Annotated in this window: 14 protein-coding genes; 6 read left to right on the top strand and 8 right to left on the bottom strand. The window is 39.8% G+C overall.

Features of this window, described 5'->3' with window-relative positions; genetic code table 11:
- Positions 1–132: 132 nt before the first annotated feature.
- Together Q4567_RS02575 and hrpB are read right to left on the bottom strand one after the other, a co-directional pair.
- Positions 133–2928: a M12 family metallo-peptidase gene (locus Q4567_RS02575; protein WP_303499222.1), complete on the bottom strand. Its 2796-nt coding sequence runs from the start codon at positions 2926–2928 to the stop codon at positions 133–135.
- A gap of 175 nt (positions 2929–3103) precedes the next feature.
- Positions 3104–5596, bottom strand: a complete 2493-nt coding sequence (hrpB, locus tag Q4567_RS02570; protein ID WP_303499221.1) for an ATP-dependent helicase HrpB — start codon at positions 5594–5596, stop codon at positions 3104–3106.
- A gap of 26 nt (positions 5597–5622) precedes the next feature.
- Between hrpB and thpR the strand changes: the two genes are divergently transcribed.
- The 3 genes from thpR (at position 5623) to Q4567_RS02555 (ending at position 7725) form a co-directional block, all read left to right on the top strand.
- Complete coding sequence (thpR, locus tag Q4567_RS02565; protein ID WP_303499220.1) at positions 5623–6153, top strand: RNA 2',3'-cyclic phosphodiesterase; 531 nt, start codon at positions 5623–5625, stop codon at positions 6151–6153.
- A 99-nt stretch (positions 6154–6252) separates the two neighbouring features.
- The gene (gene purU, locus Q4567_RS02560; protein WP_216048861.1) at positions 6253–7107 is read left to right on the top strand and encodes a formyltetrahydrofolate deformylase; all 855 of its coding nucleotides are present in this window, start codon (positions 6253–6255) and stop codon (positions 7105–7107) included.
- Positions 7108–7122: 15 nt separating this feature from the next.
- Positions 7123–7725, top strand: a complete 603-nt coding sequence (locus tag Q4567_RS02555) for a histidine phosphatase family protein (protein WP_216048862.1) — start codon at positions 7123–7125, stop codon at positions 7723–7725.
- 16 nt (positions 7726–7741) lie between these two features.
- Here the strand turns inward: Q4567_RS02555 and Q4567_RS02550 are convergent, their stop codons facing one another.
- Positions 7742–8311 (bottom strand): hypothetical protein, encoded by a 570-nt coding sequence (locus Q4567_RS02550; protein ID WP_303471004.1) that lies wholly within the window; start codon positions 8309–8311, stop codon positions 7742–7744.
- Positions 8312–8675: 364 nt separating this feature from the next.
- Between Q4567_RS02550 and Q4567_RS02545 the strand changes: the two genes are divergently transcribed.
- A complete protein-coding gene (locus Q4567_RS02545) occupies positions 8676–10844 on the top strand; it encodes a M3 family metallopeptidase (RefSeq protein WP_303499218.1) in 2169 nt (722 codons plus the stop codon).
- Positions 10845–11127: 283 nt separating this feature from the next.
- On the opposite strand, the gene Q4567_RS02540 is transcribed toward Q4567_RS02545, so the two are convergent.
- Complete coding sequence (locus tag Q4567_RS02540) at positions 11128–11430, bottom strand: hypothetical protein (RefSeq protein ID WP_216048865.1); 303 nt, start codon at positions 11428–11430, stop codon at positions 11128–11130.
- A 7-nt stretch (positions 11431–11437) separates the two neighbouring features.
- Positions 11438–11683: a DUF6868 family protein gene (locus tag Q4567_RS02535; protein ID WP_216048866.1), complete on the bottom strand. Its 246-nt coding sequence runs from the start codon at positions 11681–11683 to the stop codon at positions 11438–11440.
- A 327-nt stretch (positions 11684–12010) separates the two neighbouring features.
- On the opposite strand from Q4567_RS02535, the gene Q4567_RS02530 reads away from it, so the two are divergent.
- Together Q4567_RS02530 and Q4567_RS02525 are read left to right on the top strand one after the other, a co-directional pair.
- Positions 12011–12589, top strand: coding sequence for a paraquat-inducible protein A (locus Q4567_RS02530; RefSeq protein ID WP_216048867.1), 579 nt, complete (start codon positions 12011–12013; stop codon positions 12587–12589).
- A gap of 175 nt (positions 12590–12764) precedes the next feature.
- Positions 12765–13238 carry a 3TM-type holin gene (locus tag Q4567_RS02525; protein ID WP_216048868.1) on the top strand — a complete coding sequence of 158 codons (474 nt, stop codon included), beginning with the start codon at positions 12765–12767 and terminating at the stop codon, positions 13236–13238.
- Positions 13239–13302: 64 nt separating this feature from the next.
- On the opposite strand, the gene Q4567_RS02520 is transcribed toward Q4567_RS02525, so the two are convergent.
- From Q4567_RS02520 to Q4567_RS02510, 3 genes are all read right to left on the bottom strand, one after another.
- Entirely contained in the window at positions 13303–14238 is a 936-nt protein-coding gene (locus tag Q4567_RS02520; protein WP_303471015.1) for a DMT family transporter, read from the bottom strand.
- A gap of 103 nt (positions 14239–14341) precedes the next feature.
- On the bottom strand, positions 14342–14899 hold the full coding sequence (locus Q4567_RS02515; RefSeq protein WP_303499217.1) for a helix-turn-helix domain-containing protein: 558 nt from the start codon (positions 14897–14899) through the stop codon (positions 14342–14344).
- A 399-nt stretch (positions 14900–15298) separates the two neighbouring features.
- Positions 15299–16120 carry a LytTR family DNA-binding domain-containing protein gene (locus Q4567_RS02510; RefSeq protein WP_216048871.1) on the bottom strand — a complete coding sequence of 274 codons (822 nt, stop codon included), beginning with the start codon at positions 16118–16120 and terminating at the stop codon, positions 15299–15301.
- Positions 16121–16228: the final 108 nt, after the last annotated feature.

Genomic DNA, 16228 nt, shown 5'->3' with positions numbered 1-16228 from the left:
GACAAGCAGTTTATCAGTGCCAGCGGGCTGGCTCAAATTAGTATTTATAAAATGTACAGAAGTAAGTATTTTGCCATCACTATTTACCGTCATTCCTTTGGTAAATAGTGATCTTCTGAACTTAATCTTAATTTAGCGAATAATGACGTTTCTAAAAACGGAATCAGAATTGGGGTTTTCCACGTCATTATCCATTGCAAAAACGATATAAGGGTAAAACCCAGTAAAATACTCTCCTATCGGAATGACGAATGTTTGGTATTCTCCATCACCGGTATATTGAAAATCATGATTTCCCCATACTTGAGTACCAAACAAGCGGAAGGTTAAGCTTTCATTTGTAAATGCATTATTGGTGAAGCCGATACCGTGAATTTCTCCCTCTGCCGTTGATTTGAATTCAAATTCTAAAACTGTACCTGAAGTGATATCGGTGTTGAGCTCAATTTTTTGCCACAAATTGCCTTCGAGTTGCAAAGTATAACCAGCATCTAAAATAGTTATCGTACTAGCACCTTCTGGGTTCTGATTCGGGTCTAAGTCTAAAATATCAAGTTCATTGAAATTTAAACCTTCATTGGAAGGGGGCTCTTCATCAGAAGATTCAAAAATAGAAATTCGACTGAAGTAGCTGTTGGAAACAGGCTCTGAAATATCGTTATCCATTGCAAATACGAGATAAGGATATGTGCCTTGCGCATAATATTGCCCTATAGGAATTGTAAAGGACTGATACTCTCCGTTGCCTGAATAGTTAAAGCCACCTAACCCCCATTCCTGGGTACCATATAATTTAAATGTTTCATCTCTATCAGCCAAATCAGTCGTATAAAAGCCAATTCCATGGATTTCTCCTTGAGATGTAGATTTGAAATCGAAGGTTATCATTGTATTTTCTGTAATATCCTGATTTAAATCAATTTTACGCCATAAGTTACCTTGCAGATGCAGGGTCTCTCCATCGTCAATAACCTCACTTACACTTGAACCTGAGGGGTTTTGTGCGGGATCAAATTCCGAGAATGTAAACTGGCTTAAATCAAGGGTTTCTGTGGGCGCAACTGTATCGTCATTAATGTTGTATACCGTTACATTTGAATAGGTGCCATTGGCGGTAGAACCTTCAACATCATTATCCATTGCAAAATAGAGAAACTCGACATTACCGGTATAAAACTGCCCAACAGGAATTGAGATACGCTGAACTTCACCAAACTCAGTATAACGAGCACTTTCCAGCCCCCAAGACTGAGAACCTGCTAATGAGAAAGTTCTAGCTTCTTCCATTTTATTATCATCATCTAAACCAATACCGTGAATTTCCCCTAATGACGTACTAATAAAATCAAACTCAATAACCGTATCTGCTTGAATTGCATAATTGAAGTCCACTTTAACCCAACGATTGCCTTGTAAGGTAATACTCGCTCCACTGTCCCCAATAGTCACTGTTCCTTCGAAATCTTGTCCTGTACTAAATGACGAATAAGGTAATTCATTGAAGTTTAGAAATTCACCCGACGGGTTTTGAGTCACCTCAATCTCAAAGTTTTGTGTATCTGTACCATAAGCATTGCTGGCGCTAATTTGCACTAAACTAGTTCCTGTCTGAGTTTCAATGGGTATCCATTCAACTAGCCCATCTTCTGATACTGTCATGCCTTCTGGACCAAAATCGAGGTTGAAAGTTAAGCTACCAGAACCATCAGCATCTACCCTACTATCTGTATCATATTCATAAGCTAAACCAGCAGTTGCCGTTGTATTAGGGGTAGAAATAATTGTAGGTGGAGATACATTGGTTAAGCAGGCTGCGGAACTAACCAAGGCATCCATTTGCGTCAAACTGCAATCAGAAAACTGATCACTGCCATTAATACTTGGACTCATTAAAAAGCTACCATTAGTCGCAGCACAAGCTGATCCCGATTGGTTATCATGGGGTGCACCGAAATTATGCCCAATCTCGTGGGCAGTCACTAAGGCAGTACTGGAACCAAAACGCTGCGTTACGCCAACAGAATAACTATTGCAAACCGCTCCAACGTAGGCAATACCTATAGTACTACCGTCTAAATCTTTACCGGTAAATAGGTGGCTTATGCCTGGATTATTATAATTAATGGCAACATAAGTACGGTAAGCTACAATTAAATCTTCAGCATCGCTCATGGTTAAGGTGCCGTTGTCTTCTAAAACACGAATGTCATCAACCGTAATCTGCACGCCAACTTGTTCCGAAAATATGCCATCTACGACATTCATTTCTACCAACATTTCTGTAGCAGCATCTTGAGGATCACCAGTTTCGAATTCAGAATCGGCAACTAAAGAAATTAATATCTCTTTGCTAGCCATTTCACTTGTCATTTGTGCTAGTTCGTCAATGTAACCCGAATAGCTAAAAGCTGACTGAATGGCACTATTTTCTAATGCACAGGTGGCACTGTGACTAACGTCTTTGGCGTTATAAATTAATAAATCACTCGTAACTTCTTTACTACTTTCAATATTGTTTAATTGCGCGTTTAGCTGACTTTTATAATTCACAAAATACAGATCTTGACCATCATAAAATGCACCCGTTAATTTCTCTCCTACTAAACTAAATCTAGCCCAAGAGTTTGTTACATTTTCCAATGTCCCCTTGTACAAACTTATGCTGGAATGTAATTTCAGCTTTAAGGGTGCAGATAGGAGTGACTTGTTTTCGACTAAATTGAATGTTCGCACTATCCCACTTGTGCTTATTTCCAATCTGTTTTCCAAATTATCATTATCTATTTTTGAAATAGTAAACTGTGCCTCGCTTAGATGGGCAATGCTGACTTCATGGTTGGGTTTGGCATCTACACCAGAAACGGAAAGTGTAACTAACGTAAAAATAAGGGTTAAAATGGGAAGCTGGAAAAAGCGCTGGATGTGCATGTTTACTACCTTAAAGTGTTCAACACAGTCCAGCTTTAACTGGAACTGTTTAACAATTACTCTATTGTATCGGTTAAGCGATGCGCATCTCCAGCATTATATGTGAACACAATGTTAAACGAATGAATTTACAGGTAAATTAATTTCCAGACCCAAACACCGCAATATACTTAAGCTACATATATTTCTTAACTCGCGTGGTGGCTTGCGCTGTTGCTGGGTTATCTGGCCAAAAGTGCTTTGGGTATCGGCCTTTCATTTCTTTTTGAATTTGGCTGTAGCTACCTTGCCAAAACCCTGCAAGATCTTGGGTTTTCTGCAATGCTCTACCGGCTGGTGATAGCAGTGTTAGGGTTATTGGTACTTTGCCATTGGCAACACAGGGTGAACCATCGTAACCATACATATGCTGCATTTTCACTTGCATTTCAACTTGTTCATCGGCTGAATATACTAGTTTACAGTCTTGCCCTGTTGCGTCTTTCATTTTAAGTGGATAGTGATGATCTAGTTGTTGTTGCTGCTCCCAAGTTAATCGATTTTTTAAGATAGTTAACCAATCTAACTGCTGTAGCTTATTGCCTGTAACTATGCCATCGAGAAAAGGTTCCAACCATTCTTCGAGCTCAGCCAACAAGCTAGTCTCTGAGAAATCAGGCCAATGCTCACCTTCCACTTTACGAGCCAAACTTACTCGATAAATAAACGTCCAAACCTTCTCTTTCCAAGGTAAAAATGAAAGTCCTTGTTGTTTGATTTGCGCTATCAATATTTGCACGCATTGCAGCCCATCTGAGGCTTCGATTTGTTTTTCCCATAGCGTAATAGCGCCGAATATTTGTTTTTCTCGCGCGACAACTTTTGCCAATGTATGGGACCAACTATATTCACTTTGTCGTTTAAAATGATGTTTAAATCGCTCAAAAACCAAGTGTTCGTCTATTGGTTCGGCCATTTGTATGAGTGCATCAGCCTGATCACTGATGGTTAATTTGGTCACGATAATCCATTTACTCAACGCACTAGTGCCTTGATCTTTTGAGTTGAAGTATTTAGCTCCTGTTCCATTTACTAGCTGATAAGTTCCATTGTCTCGCAAGCGACCTATCTGATCAGGATATGCCACACTTAACAGTTCACTGAGATTCCCCTTTTCAAGGCTTACCGAACGGCTATCACAAGAACATCCAAGCCGCTTTGCCCAACGTTTTGCTTGCGTCCAAATAGGATGCGAGGGCTGCGTGAGTAGAAAACGTAAATGCTGACGTAGCTGGGTTTCTCTTCGCAGTTCACTAATGGGACGAAATTCAAGCATTGCCACCAATAAGCACGCTAGCGCTTTTTGCAAGGGCTGCCCTTTTTGACTGTCTACTAACATCCCAGCCAATCTTGGATGGCAACCAAAGCCGTTCAACGCTCTGCCATGGGGGGTTAATTTAGCGGAGGAATCTATCGCACCTAATAACGATAACACCCATTTTGCATAGTCGAGTTGAGAACGACTAGGGGTGTCCAACAAAGGTAATTCAGATAATTCACTGCCCCAGACTTTTGCATCTAAATACAAGCCACTAATATCTGTTTCTAAAATTTGCGCGGGGCGCTGTGCAATTAAACGTTGTTGAGTATCCTTAGACCACAATCGGTAACAATTTCCAGCCGATAAACGACCCGCCCGACCTGCCCGCTGAGTAGCTGAGGCTTTAGAAATTTGTTTGCTGCTTAACTGCTCGATGCGCCGCTGCCAATTAAAACTTGCAACATTCTCTAAACCAGAGTCAATTACCACTTTAATACCGTCGATGGTTAAGCTAGTTTCAGCAATATTGGTTGCCAGCACAATTTTGCGCATGCCTTGTTTAGCTGGTCGTATTGCTAAACGCTGCTTTTGTTTATCCAGTTGTCCAAACAAAGTATAAGTTTCAATATCTTGTTCAAAGTATTGCTCACACAATTGTTGCGTTGCCAATATTTGTCGTGCACCGGGCAGAAACACAAGAATATCGCCATCGTGGCTATTCACTGCTTCTTTGATAATCTTAAAAACATGTTGCTCTAAAAGAGTACTTTTATCTCGTGGTCGGTAATGGCTAGTGACCGGAAAACTGCGGCCATGACTTTCCAATTGTTTGGCATCAGGCAATAAATTAGCCACCGCTGCTGCATCCAAAGTCGCCGACATTACCAATAACCGTAAGTCATCACGGAGCGCTTGCTTTACTTCCAAACATAACGCTAAGGCAAAATCAGAATGGATATTCCGCTCATGGAATTCATCAAATATAATCAGTCCAACATTGGCTAACTCTGGATCGTTTTGCAACATACGGGTAAGCAACCCTTCAGTAACAATCTCCAATCTAGTGTGAGCACTTACTTTAGTTTCACCTCGCATACGATAACCGATGGTGTGCCCAACGGTTTCATTTAGCTGCTCTGACAAATAGTTGGCGATCGACGTCACTGCTATTTGTCGCGGTTGCAGCATAATGATTTTCTGATCAGCAAATTTAGGATGTTGTAGCAGTTTCAAAGGCAAATATGTGGATTTACCCGCTCCAGGGGGAGCAACTAATACAACATCTTGATGAACTAAATCTTTTTCTAATGCTGGCCAGCAAGTTTCTACAGGTAACACGCAGTCAAACCAAAAATCCTCTATAATCACCCCATTCTATCTTTGCTGGAGTTTCAATGCGCTACTTTTTAGGATTTGATTTAGATGCCAAATCAAAAATTGCATTAGATGATTGGCGCAACAAAGCCTTACCAAGATTTGAGCGCTGCGTGCCTGCTAAAAATTTTCACATCACTAGTGTGTTTCTAGGACAAGTTAGAGAACAACAATTAGACCACCTTTGTTGTGCCATACAAGAAAGCCAATTTCAAAATTTTAACCTGCAAATTGATACCTTAGGTTATTGGTCAAAACCGAAAATATTATGGCTCGGTAGTACCCAAATTCCAGAGCACATGTTGCAAACGACAAAACGGTTGACCGAATATGCACAACAAGCAGGACTGAACTTGCCCATTAGAGAGTATATTCCTCATATCACCCTAGTTAGAAACGCTAAAAACAATCCTCCGGCGCCACTATATGAACCAGATTTCGAGTTAAAGATAGATCAATTGCATTTATTTGAATCTGTTAGTGGCAAAAACGGGGTGCAATACCCTATTCGACAGACTTGGCCTTTGCATCGTCCCATTCGCCCAAGATAAACTTTTATGTAATTCCAATAAGTGCTTTACCTCAGGCCTATTCCGGCAGCACAATAAGGGGATTAGTAGTAAGTCCGATTTAACAAGAGTAATTTATTCATGCAACAAACCTTCAGGCTGGTAATCGATTGTCCCGATCAAGTAGGATTAGTCGCTGCTGTGAGTCAGTTTTTAGCTGATCATCAAGCCACTATTGTAGAAGCAAGCCACCATACAGACGCCAAATTAGGGCGCTTTTTTATGCGTCATGAAATAAAGACTGACACGCTGAAATTGACTTTAGAGAGTTTCAAACAGGCCTTTGAACCCATCGCTAAACAATTTTCAATGAAGTGGAAAGTATCCGATTCCTTGCAAAAACAAAAAGTGGCTTTGCTTGCCAGCCATGAATCTCATTGCCTCATTGATATTCTGCATCGCTGGCACAGTGGTGAGCTTGATTGTGAAATACCTTGCATCATTGCGAATCACCCGCAAATGAAACAATTTGCAGATTGGTATCGAGTACCTTTCCATTGGGTAGATTTCAAAAATCAAGACAAAGCAGTAGCCTTTGCCCAAGTTGAAGCTTTACTAGAAGAGTATCAAGCAGATCTCACAGTACTTGCGCGATTTATGCAAATTGTGCCTGACAACTTATGTCAAAAATTAGCAGGCAAAGCTATCAATATCCACCATAGCTTTTTGCCGTCCTTTGCCGGAGCTAAACCTTATCAACAAGCCTATGACCGCGGTGTTAAGCTGATTGGCGCGACTTGTCATTATGTGACAAAAGACTTAGATGAAGGGCCAATTATTGAGCAAGAAGTGATACGCATCAGTCACAGTGACTCGGCTGAAGATATGGTTCGTAAAGGCAAGAATTGTGAAAAAGCCGCGTTAGCCAATGGCGTTCGTTACCACTTGCAAGATCGCGTGATTATTCACAAAAATAAAACCGTTGTATTTGCATAAATTAAGGGCTTAATGATGTCTATTTATTTGGTCCGCCACGGTGAGACAGACGGCAACCGAAATAGGATTGTACAGACGCCAGAGACTCCGTTATCCGCTCATGGTCAGCAACAAGCAAAAGATTTGGCCGATGCTTATCAACACCACGCTATTTCTAGAATATTGTGTAGCGATCATACTCGCACCCAGCAGACAGCAAAGCCGGTTCAGCAACTATTGGGCTGCGAATTAGTTTTATCGGAACTGTTACAGGAACGTAATTTGGGAGCGCTCAGAGGAACCCCTTGGAAGCAAATTGACTTTGATTTTTTAGCCGCCGATTATCAACCCGAAAATGGCGAAAGTCAGCACCAATTTGGACAACGTGTTGAGCTAGCGTGGCAACACATTATTGAACAGGCGAACGCGGTAGAAGACAGCTTAATGGTAATGACTCATGGTTTGGTCTTACGATATATTTTAGAACACATTTTGAAAATTGATCGGCTGAGTTTAGAGCGCGCTGGATTTGAAAATACCTGTGTAACCCAGATAGCTAAAAACGATTTCAGTAAAATTCAGTTACTTTGTGACATTAAACATTTACGTCAAACAGTCGTAAAGGGGGCTGCGGTTTAGCACTGCGAACTTAGCGTTAGAAAAATGCGGCGTAATTAACATTTAGCTTATTATCGATTAATCCGTTGTCAAACAAAGTGCCAAATTCATCGTTAGCATCCCAATGGTGACTACTCAATGCGATATCCACCTGATGGTCATCTCGGATGCCTTTGAAACGACTGCTAATCTTATAAATTTTACTTTTCGGTAAGGCGAGCTCTAATCCCTGAGAAGTACTAAATTCAGGCGCAGATTGCAGGATGACACCCGCACTTAGACTAATTTTACGATTGACACTATAGCGTGGTAAAAAAGAGTAACGCTTAAGACTGATTTTTTGGCTATTGATGCCCCACTGCAGCTTACCGTTCGCATAGCTCATACCGCCTTCAAATGACAAACGTTGGTTAACCGGTTGACTAAATGTTAATTCATATTCCCGATGACGACAGCCATCAAATTTAATACGAGATTTATTAAATTCAATTTTGGTAGTCTCTGGTACTAGGTTGTTTAGCCAATTCACCCCTTTAGCAATAAAAAACTCATCTGCTTGGCAGCTACTGCCAACTAAGGTCATAAACAAACACAAATACTTGAACATGATGGCTAACTCAAAGGGTTTATTTAACTTGATTAAATAGTACTCAAAAAACAGCAGCTGTAACGTACATCAACCGACATTAGGTATTCGAAACAATACGTGAACAACAGACGATTCAAACACGCAACAATACTTTTCAATCACTTAGTTAAAAAGACCAAACTCAGCACTTCGGCTTAAAACTAGAAAAAGATATGTGAAATTTACTTTGTAAGGGTTTGTAGACGATATGTAAAAGTAGATTTGGCCTTAGCGCTTGTAGTTTTGACACTAAAGATTAGTATTATCCACAATGCTCATTTCAGAGCATACAATGAATAATAATAATGACGGAACTATCTCTCAAATAATTGGTAAAAATTAAATGAAAAAATTTGCTCTGACACTAACAAGTGCAATGCTAATTGCAACATTAGGTGGGTGCTCTCAAAGCACAACCCCCACTAAAACAGAAGATAAAACATCCATGACTGAACAAGTCGCACAAGAAACAAATCCATTACTTGCTGAATATTCAGGCCCTTATGGCGGTGTTCCAGCTTTTGATAAAATGGACTTAGCCCTACTAGTTCCAGCGTTAGAAAAAGGAATGGAAATCAATTTAGCCGAAGTAGACGCGATTATTAACAATCCTGAAGCGCCTACATTCGAAAATACTATTGTTCCGTTAGAAAAGTCTGGTGCAGAGTTAGGTCGCGTATTCACCTACTGGGGTATTTGGAGTTCCAATAAGAATAGCCCTGAGTTCCGTGAGATTCAAAAGGAAATGGTTCCTAAGATCTCCGCGTTTAGTTCAAAGATAAACCAAAATGAAAAGCTTTTTGCACGGGTAAAAGCAGTGTATGAAGGCGAAGAATATAAACAGCTCAATTCTGAACAGCAACGTGTGACTTGGTTGACATACAACGGTTTTGCACGCAATGGCGCGACCTTGGAAGGGGAAGCGAAAAAGCGTTATGCAGAAATAAACCAAGAAGTAGCAAGTTTACAAACCAAATTTGCAAATAATGTGTTGGCTGATGAAGAAAACTATGTGCTCTACATCGACGCTGATCAACTTTCTGGTTTACCTGAGTCCTTTGTGACTGGTGCAGCATCAGCCGCAGCCCAGCGAGGCCATGAAGGTAAATATGCGATTACCAACACCCGTTCATCAATGGACCCGTTCTTAACCTACTCTGAAGAACGTGAACTACGTAAAAAAGTTTGGGAAACATATTACAGCCGCGGCAACAACGGTGACGAATATGACAACAATGAATTGATCAAACAAATTTTAAAATTGCGTCATGAGCGTGTTCAACTGTTAGGTTACGAAAACTATTCACAGTGGAGACTAGAAGATCGCATGGCGAAAAATCCTGAAAACGCCATGGACTTGATGCAGAAAGTTTGGCCTGCGGCTATTGCTCGTGTGGATGAAGAAGTAAAAGACATGCAAGCCGTTGCGGATGCAGAGAATGCGAATATCACCATAGAGCCATGGGATTATCGTTTTTATGCTGAAAAAGTACGTAAACAAAAATACGACCTAGACTCAGACCAAGTAAAACAATATTTGCAGTTAGACAAACTTCGCGAAGCAATGTTTTATGTTGCAGGTCGTCTCTTCAACTTCAAATTTACACCTATCGAAGAAGGCAAAGTACCTGTTTTTCACCCAGATGTTAAAGTATGGGAAGTGACAGATCTTACGTCTGGTGAACATATAGGTTTATGGTATTTAGACCCATTTGCTCGCACTGGTAAACGTTCTGGCGCTTGGGCAACGACTTACCGCAGTTACACCACTTTTGATGGTAAGAAAACGGTACTTTCTTCGAATAACTCAAACTTCGTGAAAGGTCCTGAAGGCGAGCCAACATTGATTTCTTGGGATGATGCGGAAACTTACTTCCATGAATTTGGCCATGCATTGCACTTCTTATCGGCCAAGGTAGCCTACCCAACGTCACATTCAGGTGTGCGTGATTACACTGAATTCCAATCTCAATTGTTAGAGCGTTGGTTAATCACTGATGAAGTAATTAATAATTATCTAGTGCATTACAAAACCGGTGAACCTATCCCACAAGAGTTAGTAGCTAAAATCAAAAAAGCATCTACTTTCAATGAAGGTTTCAAAACCACTGAGTACATGGCATCTGCAATAATGGACTTGTTGTATCACACAACAGATCCTGCTGCGATTGATCCTCAGAAGTTTGAACAAGAACAACTTGTGAAATTAGGCATGCCGGAAGAAATGGTAATGCGTCACCGTAGTACTCAATTTGGGCACATCTTTAGTAGTGAAGGTTATGCGTCTAGTTATTACGGGTACATGTGGGCTGAAGTTTTAACCTCAGATGCTGCTGAAGCCTTTGCTGAAGCACCTGGTGGATTCTACGACAAAGAACTAAGTGAAAAGCTAGTTAAGCATTTATTCGCCATTCGAAACGCAATGGACCCTGCTGAAGCTTATCGTTTGTTTAGAGGTAGAGATGCAAATGTAGAAGCCCTGATGCGCGATCGCGGATTCCCAGTGAAATAAGCCTGATTCAATACAGGTTTTAATCTTAAAAATAGCACTTTTAAAGTGCTATTTTTTTGTCTTCACATCAGCGCAGGAAATCGACTCAAGAGCGGTTAGACATATGTTTTTTAGACGTCTTTAAAATACCAATCCACAGAGCCACCTCCAACAAAAAGCCTAATGCAATGAATGCGATTGCGCCAATGACACTGCCAACGTAATAGCAGACAAAGGCGAGGCAAAATAACGCTGATATTAATAAATACTTAGTTGTTTTCGGCATATCAATCTCATAGGTTTGTTAAGGGCATTTAAATGAAACTTCATTCTCAGCACAAGGAAAGCAACTGCGAACTTCTTTGCCTGTATAGGCATTGCAAACCTTACCGGTTTCAACATCTACCAAATAAGACTCATTCTCAGTTTGATAGTAGTAATGAACAAAAAGGTCTCCTTGATCTTCAAACTCATGTTGGGAATTGGGCTCACCTTTGGCGACCAATAAATCTTCCTGACTTGCCAATTGAAGTCCATCGTTTGCTATCCCACTTTTGAAGATAAAAATTGATCCACAGACTAAGAATATGAATACGGACTTCTTCATTTAGCGCTTAACTCCCCATTATTTTTAAAGCAATATACGGAGAAACAATAAAAACCAATGTCATGACTTTATAAAGACTCAGAAAGTTAATATACAAAGGTGGCAATGTGCTTTTTTCAACTTTGAATACCTTACTATGAATTGAAGCTATTGCATCAGGCATAAGTGTTACAATTAATGTAGCAAGTAATAAATAGGCGAGATTAATTATTGACGCCCAACCAAATAGCTCAGTTATTTGTATAATAGTCATAATGGATTACCCTTAGTACCAATACTTTAATCAGTCTTAGTCTAACTAGTATAAGAGTATAGCGGTCCAAACTCATTTTTTATTACAACTCAAAAGATATCAAACTGAATTCACAGCCTTGCTAGCTCCCAAGTGATATTAATTTTACAAGCAATATAAAACAAACTTAGGTGATGCAAAGTCATCACAGCTAAATCAACTTCGGTCAAAACAGACTCGGAATTCAATCACTTTCATAAATATCTAATTTTTTTTAAACCAACAACTGATTTCAAAAATGATTAGGGTATATTTGTCCCATATTGAATACACTCACAGGATTATGCTTTGAAACGTCATATTGGTTTTGCACTAAATATTCTTGCAATAGGTTTGTTTTTCCCTGGAATATTATTACCTATGTTTTCGTTAGATATGGAGATGGCTGCATCATTAGGGGGATCGACTCTGAGCTCCAGTATTGTCGATAAAGAGCTATCGATAATGGCAACCATCGATGAGTTATGGCACGACCAAAGAATATTAGTCGCGGCACTAATTTTACTGTTTTCAGTGGGGATACCACTGATAAAAACGAGCATGGTTTGTGTCGCTTATTTCCAACCTGGTACAAGGCTAGAACGGGCTTTTTTAAGTGTGGTTTCAAGCATTGGGAAATGGTCGATGGCTGATGTGTTTGTTGTAGCGGTTTTCCTCGCTATTTTATCCACTAACCACGCAGAAACAACTGACTCTCATAATTTTGCGGTATTCGGATTTAAAATGTCGTTAGATATCAGCACACAAACACTATCTAATGCAGGCCAAGGATTCTACTATTTTGCTGGTTATTGTTTACTATCTTTATTAGGAACGCATTTCGCAATGCGGGGGGCGCAGCCCTCTAAACCAAAAGCGCTTATGTAAAAACTATTCACGTTTATTTTTATACACAATCAAAAGTTGTTTAAAAATGCAGCAATTAATCTAAAAAAATGTTAAACATATTAGGACAGGTTAAGACAATCGCCATTGTAAACAGTGGCAAACAGTCGCAGTAAATAACCGGTAAATTTCACCCTAACTAAAGAAAGGAGTCATTATGGCTATTGGAATTATGGAATTTATTGGCGGTATTTTTAAGCCAGCTGCAGATTTGATTGATAATGTGCACACTTCAGATGAAGAACGCTTAGTACTTAAAAAACAACTCGATGAAATTAGGGCTGGTGTACAACTTAAGATGATTGAGTTGGAGCACAAAGTTTTAGAGTATGAAACTAAAGTACTTCAAGCTCAGCAAGCCGTCATTGTCGCCGAAGCTCAAGGCAAAAGTTGGATACAGAGAAATTGGCGGCCGGTCTTAATGATGGTGATTATTTTTATTGTAGCGAATAACTACATTCTGTTTCCTTACCTCAATCTGTTTACCGACAAAGTGGCAATGTTAGAACTGCCAGAGGAACTGTTTACGCTGTTAACCGTAGGTGTAGGCGGTTATGTTGTCGGTAGAAGTGGCGAAAAAATAGCCCAATCTATGCGCAAACAACCAAGTGTAGAGAATGAAGGAAAATAAACCAGAACAAATATTCCCATAGTGACCATGAAGTCACTATGGGGAAAACATTACCATCTGCATGTTAAGTTTTCGATATTACCACCGAGTCCATCTGAGGCTGAAGTTTAAACTTCACCGTTTGTAATGCTAGGCACAGCGAAATCAGCCCCATACCAAACCAACCAATCAACTTAAAATCTTCTCCCACAATGATAACCGCTAAAAAAGTAGCAACCAAGGGCTCGATTAGCGTTATTAACGTGGCGCGACTAGCATCAACAAGTTTCAAGCCAAATCCAAACAATAAATACCCTAGAAACATCGGAAAAAAGGCCATGTACAAAGCAACCGAGGTATTTGTAACGGTAGAAAATAAATTAGCACCGGTAAACCATAAAGACGGTAGTAACAACAATGCAGCCAAGCCAAATAACCCTGCCATCGAAGATTGTGAATCAATACCTTTTTCAATCAAATGTTTAGCTGCCCAAGAATAGCCAGCATAGGTTAGCCCTGCCAATAAACCCAAAATAATCCCCACATATTGTAAGGTTTGGTGAGTTGATGTGACTAAACCGTCAGTTTTGCCAATCACTAACAGGACAATTCCAATAACGCCGATAACAAAACTCACAATCCACTGAACAGAAATATTCTTTTTACTAATAACCCGTTCATACAATGCAGCAAAAAAAGGTGCACTAGCAATAGAAATGACAGTACCAATAGCAACACCAGAAAATCGCATCGAGGTATAAAAGGCTAACGGGTAGATCGCGACACACGCGCCTCCGAACAACACGAAATGGGGATACGCGAGCATTAATCTAAAATCAGCGCGTAACTTGGAACGGGCAGAAAACACCAAAAGCACGCCGCCGATACCCATCGAAAAAGCCCCTATCGCCAATGAGCTAATATCTGGCGCATAGCTTGCTGCTACCCCAGTGGTTCCCCAAAGAAAGCTAGCAATAACTATTGCAAAAATACTTTTAAAAACGTGGAATTGCTGAGACATAACAAAATGTGAGAATGTGTATTTAATGGTAGTAAAACTATACGCCTTTAAAATTCAAAAAATTTGACAAATAAGACACTTTCTTTGACGAAGCAGACTAAATTTAATGTTTAAATTTTGTTGGAGGAAGACCAAAATAGCTTGAAAACTTTCGGCTAAAGCTCGAAAGATCACTAAATCCGACCCTTTCACCAACTAGTTGCAAAGGATAATCCGTATGGCGCAGTAATGCCTGAGCTTTTTCCATCCTTAAGGTGGTGACATATGTCATTACAGTAGTACCAGTCTGCTGCTTAAACAATTTTTTAAGTTGTGTTTCACTCAAACATGCAATTTTAGCCAAGTGTTTAATTTGTAGTTTGTTGGCAATATTCTGTTCTATGTAGGCAATAGTAGCGCCAATTCGTCTATCCACTTTTGGTAGTAAAGCTTGTTCACTCAATATAAGAAAGAAAGTTTCGTACATCGCTTGCTCAAGAGACGGGCTTAGCTGGTATTCAAGTTGATTCTCGACAAATCCTAAATAACTGATAAGACTTGAATTAATTGTAAAAACAACCTGTTCTGACAGTTCCAGGTTTTTTGGCAGAACTTGCATATCAGCGACTACAAACCTAGCTTCAGTATTTGCCGTAAAAAGATGAGATTCATTGGCTTTCACAACGACACACTCACCTGGCGCTACCTTGCCGTTAAAGTTACCTACTTTAATGTTGATAACGCCTCTGAGAGGCAAAACCAATTGATTGAATGTGTGGCTATGATTAGTTGGCTTAGTACTGTACGACCGTATAGACAGATGGTTTGGCATAAAAACCTTATCAATTTCAGTTTACTTCAAGCTCTAGCCATTGAACTATTGTAATCTACTAGGCCAGAATGACAGTGTCGAAAGCAATATTACGCAAATTCATTAGCCTCTGTCATCCTAAAACAGTCGCAATTCAGCTAGCAAAGTGGAATGTTAGCTTATTTGACGTTTACGACATAATACGCGGTTAATTCACCTCCCCTTCCTGTTAATAGCAGTTGCTATAATTCCGATAAATTTGTCGCTAAATCAATTTAAATTTAGTGCGCTCAGTTTAAGCTTGTATTTACGACTTACCTTGAGCTCAACGCCAGAGACTAATCTGGCCATATATTCGCCATTTGAATTAGGGGTTAGATGTGTAATCTGGTTCAAATTTATAATGCTTGACCGATTGATCCTTGGAAAACACCTTTTATCCAATTCGGCTTCAAATTGGCGAAGTGTTTTACGCACTATATGTGTCTCATCAAGAGTATGGATACACATATAGTCACCAGCGGCTTCAATCCACAAAATGTTTTCTAGCTTGATCCGTAACCATTGAGTGCCGCTTTTAATTGAAATAGTTTGTTGCAAATCCGTTAGTGTAGCTTGCTTCGAATGTTCTAGGCATTGCATAAAACCATCCAACGACTTACCGGTTTTACTACACAACAATTGATTAAGTTTAGTTTGCGCAAGCAACGCTTGATTCTCTAACAATGCATTTCCTAGCCTATCTAAACAAGCCTTAAGACGGCAATTGGAGATGGGTTTTAATAAATAATCAAACACCTTGTATTCAAACGCTTGCATCGCAAACTCGCTAGATGCTGCGACAAAAACAATTTTAGGTAGTGGTACTATTGCTCCATTGAGCTTATCTAGCAGTTCAATACCACTTGCGCCAAGCATTTCGATATCAACAAACACGACATCAGGCTGGTAATCAAGAATATAGCTATAGCCACACTTTTGATTATCACAATGGGCTAATACGTTAATGTTTTCGAATGCCGTTAAACGAGGCGTCAAGCATCTATCTATAACGGCTTTATCTTCAACAACTATTGCTGAAATGGTATCCATCAAATTTCCCCATAAAATTTGCATGTGGGTACTATTGTGATGCCTCACTGGTGACCTGCAAATTCAAGATGTAACAAGGTGTTGATGGGATTTAGCAAATAAAAAGGA

Source organism: Aliiglaciecola sp. 2_MG-2023 (assembly GCF_030548145.1).
Classification (GTDB): domain Bacteria; phylum Pseudomonadota; class Gammaproteobacteria; order Enterobacterales; family Alteromonadaceae; genus Aliiglaciecola; species Aliiglaciecola lipolytica_A.
The sequence above is the reverse complement of the archived record's forward strand: the minus strand, read 5'-3'. Positions and strand labels throughout refer to the sequence as shown.

Bases quoted from the DNA above. Each gene is read 5' to 3' on its own strand.
- Q4567_RS02575 (WP_303499222.1), bottom strand. From the start codon at position 2,928: ATGCACATCCAGCGCTTTTTCCAGCTTCCCATTTTAACCCTTATTTTT.
- thpR (WP_303499220.1), top strand. From the start codon at position 5,623: ATGCGCTACTTTTTAGGATTTGATTTAGATGCCAAATCAAAAATTGCA.
- purU (WP_216048861.1), top strand. From the start codon at position 6,253: ATGCAACAAACCTTCAGGCTGGTAATCGATTGTCCCGATCAAGTAGGA.
- Q4567_RS02555 (WP_216048862.1), top strand. From the start codon at position 7,123: ATGTCTATTTATTTGGTCCGCCACGGTGAGACAGACGGCAACCGAAAT.
- Q4567_RS02550 (WP_303471004.1), bottom strand. From the start codon at position 8,311: ATGTTCAAGTATTTGTGTTTGTTTATGACCTTAGTTGGCAGTAGCTGC.
- Q4567_RS02545 (WP_303499218.1), top strand. From the start codon at position 8,676: ATGAAAAAATTTGCTCTGACACTAACAAGTGCAATGCTAATTGCAACA.
- Q4567_RS02540 (WP_216048865.1), bottom strand. From the start codon at position 11,430: ATGAAGAAGTCCGTATTCATATTCTTAGTCTGTGGATCAATTTTTATC.
- Q4567_RS02535 (WP_216048866.1), bottom strand. From the start codon at position 11,683: ATGACTATTATACAAATAACTGAGCTATTTGGTTGGGCGTCAATAATT.
- Q4567_RS02525 (WP_216048868.1), top strand. From the start codon at position 12,765: ATGGCTATTGGAATTATGGAATTTATTGGCGGTATTTTTAAGCCAGCT.
- Q4567_RS02520 (WP_303471015.1), bottom strand. From the start codon at position 14,238: ATGTCTCAGCAATTCCACGTTTTTAAAAGTATTTTTGCAATAGTTATT.
- Q4567_RS02510 (WP_216048871.1), bottom strand. From the start codon at position 16,120: ATGGATACCATTTCAGCAATAGTTGTTGAAGATAAAGCCGTTATAGAT.